Raw genomic sequence first — 7,898 nt, forward strand, 5'->3', positions numbered from 1 at the left:
CCCGTCAACGTCTCGTTTCCGGTGTTGACGACCAGGTAGGAGTAGGTGATCGTCCGACCCGCCGCCGACACGGCGGACGGAACCGCCGTCTTCAACAACGTCAGGCCGGCGACCAGATCTTCGGTAATCGTCGCGGTCGACGGAGCCGAGATCACCGCAGGCCCCGTCTGCGGAGTGCCCGAAGCCGTCGCGGTATTCACCACCGAACCGGCGTCGACATCCGCCTGGGTGGTCACGTACGTGCCCGTACACGTCGTCATCGCCTGCGGTGCCAGCGTCGTCACCGGGCAGGTGATCACCGGAGGCGTCCCCGAACCCGAGAACGCCGTGTCCGTCGCACCCACGCCGGTCAGCGTCGCGTTGCCGGTGTTGACGACCAGGTAGGAGTAGGTGATCGTCTGCCCTGCCGCCGTCACCGCCGATGGGAAGGCGGTCTTCAACAGCGACAGCTCCGGACGCGAGGTGGCGGTCACCGTCGCCGTCGACGGAGCCGACGCGACCGTGGGACCCGTCGGCGGAGTGCCCGAGGCCGTCGCGGTGTTCACCACCGAGCCGGCGTCGACATCCGCCTGGGTGGTCACGTACGTGCCCGTACACGTCGTCATCGCCTGCGGTGCCAGCGTCGTCACCGGACAGGTGACCACCCCGGGTGTTCCCGTACCCGAGAACGCCGTATCCACAGCCCCCACACCCGTCAGCGTCGCGTTACCGGTGTTGACGACCAGGTAGGAGTAGGTGATCGTCTGCCCCGCCGCCGTCACCGTGGACGGAACAGCCGTCTTCAGCAACGTCAGACTGGGAATCAGGTCGGCCGTCACCGTCGCGGTCGTCGGAGGGGCCGTGACCGGTGGACCTGTCGGCGGAGTGCCCGAGGCGACCGCCGTGTTCACCACCGACCCGACGTTGACATCTGCCTGGGTGACCGCATACGTGCCGGTGCACGTCGTCGAGGCCTGCGGTGCCAGCGTCGTCACCGGACACGTGATCACCGGAGGCGTCCCCGAACCCGAGAACGACGTGTCCACCACGGCCACACCCGTCAACGTCGCGTTGCCATTGTTGACGATCAGGTAGGAGTAGCTCACCGTCTGACCCGCCGCCGACACCGTGCTCGGCGACGCCGTCTTCGCCACCGTCAACCCCGGAACCGACGTCGCCGTGACCGTCGCCGTCGACGGAGCCGACGTCACCGCGGGACCCGTCGGCGGAGTACCCGAGGCGACCGCGGCGTTCACGATCGACCCCGCGTCGACGTCCGCCTGCGTGGTCACGTACATACCCGTGCACATCGTCGAGGCCTGCGGCGCCAATGTCGTCACCGGACACGTGACCACTCCAGGTGTTCCCGTACCCGAGAACGACGTGTCCACCACACCCACCCCGGTCAACGTCGCATTACCGGTGTTGACGATCATGTACGAGTAGGTCACCGTCTGACCCGCCGCCGACACCGTGGACGGCGAGGCCGTCTTCAGCAACGTCAGGCTGGGTGCCAAGGTAATGGCAACGGTCGCGGACGACGGCGAAGACGTCACCGCGGGCCCCGTCGGGGGGATACCGGAGGCGACCGCGGTGTTCACGATCGACCCCGCGTCGACGTCCGCCTGAGTGACCACGTAGGTCCTGGTGCACGTCGTCGAGGCCTGTGGCGCCAATGTCGTCACCGGACACGCCACCGCAGAAGGAGTCCCCGAACCCGAGAACGCCGTGTCCACCACACCCACACCGATCAGGGTCGCATTACCGGTGTTGACGATCGCGTACGAGTAGGTCACCGTCTGACCCGCCGCCGACACCGTGGACGGCGACGCCGTCTTCACCATCGTCAACCCTGGAACCGACGTCGCCATGACCGTCGCGGTCGACGGATCGGAGGTCACCGCGGGACCCGTCGGCGGAGTACCCGAGGCAACAGCGGTGTTCACCACCGAACCGGCGTCGACATCCGCCTGCGTCACCACATACGTACCCGTACACGTCGTCGAGGCCTGCGGCGCCAGCGTCGTCACCGGGCACGTCACCACTCCAGGCGTCCCCGAACCCGAGAACGCCGTATCCACCGCCCCCACACCCGTCAGCGTCGTGTTTCCGGTGTTGACGACCAGGTACGAATAAGTGATCGTCTGACCCGCGCTCACCACCGTCGACGGGAAAGCGGTCTTCAACAGCGACAACTCCGGACGCGACGTGGCGGTCACCGTCGCGGTCGACGGAGCCGACGTCACCGCGGGACCCGTCGGCGGAGTACCCGAGGCGACCGCCGTATTCACCACCGAACCGGCATCGACATCCGCCTGCGTCACCGCATACGTGCCGGTGCACGTCGTCGAGGCCTGCGGCGCCAGCGTCGTCACCGGACACGTCACCACTCCAGGCGTCCCCGAACCCGAGAACGCCGTATCCACCACACCTACACCCGTCAACGTCGCGCTGCCATTGTTGACGATCAGGTACGAGTAGGTGACTGTCTGACCCGCCGCCGTCACCGTGCTCGGCGACGCCGTCTTCAGCAACGTCAAACCGGCGACCGGATTTCCGGTGACCGTCGCGGTCGACGGCGAAGACGTCACCGCGGGACCCGTCGGCGGAGTGCCGGAAGCCGTCGCGGTGTTCGCGATCGAACCCGCGTCGACGTCGGCCTGGGTGGTCACGTACGTACCGGTGCACGTCGTCGAGGCCTGCGGTGCCAGCGTCGTCACCGGGCACGTCACCACCCCGGGTGTCCCCGAACCCGAGAACGCCGTATCCACCACGCCCACACCCGTCAGGGTCGCGTTACCGGTGTTGACGATCGCGTACGAGTAGGTGACTGTCTGACCCGCCGCCGTCACCGTGCTCGGCGACGCCGTCTTCAGTAACGTCAAACCGGCGACCGGATTTCCGGTGACCGTCGCGGTCGACGGCGAAGACGTCACCGTGGGACCCGTCGGCGGAGTGCCCGAGGCGACCGCGGTGTTCACGATCGACCCGGCGTCGACATCCGCCTGCGTGGTCACGTACGTGCCAGTACACGTCGTCGAGGCCTGCGGTGCCAGCGTCGTCACCGGACACGTCACCACTCCAGGTGTCCCCGAACCCGAGAACACCGTGTCCGTCGCCCCCACCCCGCTCAATGTGACGTTGCCGGTATTGGTGACCAGGTAGGAGTAGGTCACCGCCTGACCCGCCGCCGACACCGTGCTCGGCGACGCCGTCTTGACGAGCGTCAACGACACGTCGTCCGCGACCGCGACCGTCACGGACGACGGCGAAGACGTGACCGCGGGGCCCGTCGGCGGAGTGCCGGAGGCGACCGCCGTGTTCGCCACAGAACCGGCGTCGATGTCGGCCTGGGTGATCACGTACGTGCTGGTGCACGTCGTTGTCGCCTGCGGTGCCAGCGTCGTCACCGGGCAGCTGATCACCGGGGGTGTCCCCGAACCGGAGAACGCCGTGTCCACCACACCCGCACCGGTCAACGTGACGTTGCCGGTGTTGGTGACCAGGTAGGAGTAGGTCACCGTCTGACCCGCCGCCGTCACCGTTGACGGAAGCACCGTCTTCACCACCGTCAAACCAGGAGCCGTCGTCGCCGTGACCGTCACGGTCGACGGAGCCGACGTCACCGCGGGACCCGTGGGCGGGGTGCCCGAGGCGACCGCGGTGTTCACCACCGAACCCGCATTGACATCCGCCTGCGTCGTCACGTACGTGCCCGTGCACGTCGTCGTCGCCTGCGGCGCCAATGTCGTCACCGGACACGTGACCACCCCGGGTGTCCCCGAACCCGAGAACGCCGTATCCGTCGCACCCACACCGGTCAACGTCGCGTTACCGGTGTTGGTGACCAGGTAGGAGTAGGTGATCGTCTGACCAGGCACCGTCACCGTGCTCGGCGAGGCCGTCTTCAGCAACGACAGACTGGGCGCCGAGGTGATGCCAACGGTCGCGGTCGACGGAGCCGAGGTCACCGCGGGACCCGTCGGTGGAGTGCCCGAGGCGACCGCCGTATTCACGACCGAACCCGCGTCGGCATCCGCCTGGGTGGTCACGTAGGTCCTGGTGCAGGTCGTCGAGCCCTGAGGCGCCAGCGTCGTCACCGGACACGTCACCGCCGAAGGCGTCCCCGAGCCGGAGAACGATGTGTCCACCACACCCACCCCGGTCAGTGTCGCGTTGCCGTTGTTGACGATCAGGTAGGAGTAGGTGATCGTCCGGCCCGCCGCCGAAACGGCGGACGGCGACGCCGTCTTCAGCAACGTCAAACCGGCGACCGGATCTCCGGTGACCGTCGCGGTCGACGGAGCCGAGGTCACCGCGGGACCCGTCGGTGGAGTGCCCGAGGCGACCGCCGTGTTCACGATCGAACCGGCGTCGACGTCCGTCTGCGTCGTCACGTACGTACCCGTGCACGTCGTCGTCGCCTGCGGTAGGAGCGTCGTCACCGGGCAGGTGATCACCGGCGGTGTTCCCGAGCCCGAGAACGCCGTGTCCGTCGCCCCCACCCCGGTCAGCGTCGCGTTACCGGTGTTGACGACCCTGTACGAGTAAGTGATCGTCTGCCCCGCCACCGTCACATCCGACGGGAAGGCGGTCTTCAACAGCGACAACTCCGGACGCGAGGTGGCGGTCGCCGTCGCCGTCGACGGAGCAGACATGACCGGTGGGCCCGTCGGCGGAGTGCCCGAGGCGACCGCCGTGTTCACGATCGTCCCCGCATCGACATCCGCCTGCGTGGTCACGTACGTACTGGTGCACGTCGTCGTGGCCTGCGGAGCCAGCGTCGTCACCGGGCAGGTGATCACTCCGGGTGTTCCCGTACCCGAGAACGCCGTGTCCGTCGCCCCCACCCCGGTCAGGGTCGCGTTGCCATTGTTGACGATCGCGTACGAGTAGGTGACCGTCTGACCCGCCGCCGTCACCGTGGACGGAACCGCCGCCTTCAGCACCGTCAAACCAGGAGCCGACGTCGCCGTGACCGTCGCCGTCGACGGAGCCGACGTGACCGCGGGACCCGTCGGCGGAGCACCCGAGGCAACAGCGGTGTTCACCACCGACCCCGCGTCAATGTCGGCCTGGGTGGTCACGTACGTACCCGTGCACGTCGTCGAGGCCTGCGGCGCCAACGTCGTCACCGGACACGTCACCACCGGCGGCGTCCCCGTACCCGAGAACGCCGTGTCCGTCGCCCCCACCCCGGTCAACGTGACGTTGCCGGTGTTGACGACCAGGTAGGAGTAGGTGATCGTCTGACCCGCCGCCGTCACCGTGGACGGAACCGCCGCCTTCAGCACCGTCAAACCAGGGGCCGGCGTAGCCGTGACCGTCGCCGTCGACGGCGAAGAGGTCACCGCGAGACCCGTCGGCGGAGTGCCCGAGGCGACCGCAGTGTTCACCACCGAACCGGCATCGACATCCGCCTGCGTGGTCACATACGTACTGGTGCACGTCGTCGAGGCCTGCGGTAGGAGCGTCGTCACCGGACACGTGATCACCGGAGGCGTCCCCGAGCCCGAGAACGCCGTATCCGTCGCCCCCACCCCGCTCAGGGTCGCGTTACCGGTGTTGGTGACCAGGTAGGAGTAGGTCACCGTCTGACCCGCCGCCGTCACCGTCGACGGCGACGCCGTCTTCACCACCGTCAGGCCGAGAGCCGGCATCGCCGTGACCGTCGCGGTCGACGGAGCTGAGGTCACCGCGGGACCCGTCGGCGGAGTGCCGGAAGCCGTCGCGGTGTTCACGATCGAACCCGCGTCGACGTCGGCCTGGGTGGTCACGTAGGTGCTGGTGCAGGTTGTCGAGTCCTGTGGCGCCAGCGTCGTCACCGGACACGTGATCACCGGAGGCGTCCCCGAGCCCGAGAACGCCGCGTCCGTCACCCCCGCACCGGTCAACGTGACGTTGCCGGTGTTGGTGACCAGGTAGGAGTAGGTCACCGTCTGCCCCGCCGCCGTCACCGTCGACGGCGACGCCGTCTTCAGCAACGCCAGGCCGGAGATCAGCTCAGCGGCCACCGTCGCGGTCGACGGATTGGAGGTCACCGCGGGACCCGTCGGCGGAGTACCCGAGGCGACCGCCGTGTTCACCACCGAACCGGCGTCGATGTCGGCCTGGGTGGTCACGTACGTGCCCGTGCACGTCGTCGAGGCCTGTGGCGCCAACGTCGTCACCGGACACGTGATCATCGGAGGCGTCCCCGTACCCGAGAACACCGTGTCCACCACGGCCACACCCGTCAACGTCGCGTTGCCGGTGTTGACGACCCCGTACGAGTAGGTGATCGTCTGGCCCGCGTCGGTCACCGTCGACGGGATGGCCGTTTTCAGTACCGTCAGGTCGGGGGCCAAGGCGGCGGCCAACGTCGCGGTCGACGGAGCCGACGTCACCGCGGGACCCGTCGGCGGGGTGCCCGAGACGACCGCCGTGTTCACCACCGACCCCGCGTCGATGTCCGCCTGCGTGACCACATACGTGCCCGTGCACGTCGTCGAGGCCCGCGGCACCAATGTCGTCACCGGACAGGTGACCACCGGAGGCGTCCCCGTACCCGAGAACACCGTGTCCACCACGGCCACACCCGTCAACGTCGCGTTGCCGTTGTTGACGATCAGGTAGGAGTAGATGATCGTCTGACCCGCCACCGACACCGAGCTCGGTGAGGTCGTCTTCAGCAACGCCAGGCCAGGAGCCAAGACGGCGGCCACCGTCGCGGTCGACGGAGCAGAGGTCACCGCGGGACCCGTCGGCGGAGTGCCCGAGGCGACCGCGGTGTTCACGATCGACCCGGCGTCGACATCCGCCTGCGTCACCACATACGTGCCCGTGCACGTCGTCGAGGCCTGCGGCGCCAGCGTCGTCACCGGACACGTCACCACCTGAGGCGTCCCCGAACCCGAGAACGCCGTATCCGTCGCCCCCACCCCGGTCAACGTCGTGTTACCGGTGTTGACGACCTGGTAGGAGTAGGTCACCCTCCGGCCGGCCGACGCCACCGTGCTCGGCGACGCCGTCTTCAGCAACGCCAGACCGGGAGCCGACAAGGTGGTCAAGATCGCCGTCGCCGGATCGGAGGTGACCGGTGGACCCGTGGGCGGAGTGCCGGAGGCCGTTGCCGTGTTCACGAGCGCCGCCGAGTCGATGTCGGCCTGGGTGGTCACGTACGTACCGGTGCACGTCGTCGTGGCCTGCGGTGCCAGCGTCGTCACCGGACACGTGATCACCGGAGGCGTCCCCGTACCCGAGAACGACGTGTCCACCACACCCACCCCGGTCAGCGTCGCGTTGCCGGTGTTGACGACCCGGTAGGAATAGGTGACCGTACGACCGGCCGCCGCCAGGATGTTCGGAGTTCCTGTCTTCAGCAGCGCCAGGCCGAGTTCCGGCGTGGCGGTGACCGTCGCGGTCGACGGATCGGAGGTCACCGCGGGGCCCGTCGGCGGAGTGCCGGAGGCGACCGCCGTGTTCGCAACCGAACCGGCGTCGATGTCGGCCTGGGTGGTCACGTACGTGCCCGTGCAGGTCGTCGTGGCCTGCGGTGCCAGCGTCGTCACCGGGCAGGTGATCACCGGAGGCGTCCCGGAACCGGAGAACGCCGTGTCCGTCGCCCCCACCCCGGTCAACGTCTCGTTACCGGTGTTGACGACCAGATAGGAGTAGATGACCGTACGGCCGGCCGCCGTCACCGTGCTCGGCGACGCCGTCTTCAGCAACGACAGACTGGGATCCGAGGTGGCCGTAATGGTCGCGGTCGACGGATCGGAGGTCACCGGTGGGCCCGTCGGTGGGGTGCCGGAAGCCGTCGCGGTGTTCACGATCGACTCCGCGTCGACATCCGCCTGCGTGGCCACATACGTGCTGGTGCACGTCGTTGAGGCCTGCGGCGCCAACGTCGCCACCGGACACGTGATCACCCCGGGTGT

Annotated in this window: 1 protein-coding gene and 1 pseudogene; both read right to left on the minus strand. The window is 68.5% G+C overall.

Annotation, left to right across the window (positions count from 1 at the left end):
* A partial coding sequence (locus tag CHC08_RS49240) for a DUF7507 domain-containing protein (RefSeq protein WP_143653704.1) occupies positions 1–7,661 on the minus strand: 7,661 nt, incomplete at its 3' end.
* 135 nt (positions 7,662–7,796) lie between these two features.
* Positions 7,797–7,889: pseudogene (locus CHC08_RS53155) on the minus strand (DUF7507 domain-containing protein); the annotation flags it as partial.
* Positions 7,890–7,898 lie beyond the last annotated feature (9 nt).

The sequence above is a fragment of the Streptosporangium subroseum genome (genome assembly GCF_900188345.1).
GTDB lineage: Bacteria > Actinomycetota > Actinomycetes > Streptosporangiales > Streptosporangiaceae > Streptosporangium > Streptosporangium subroseum.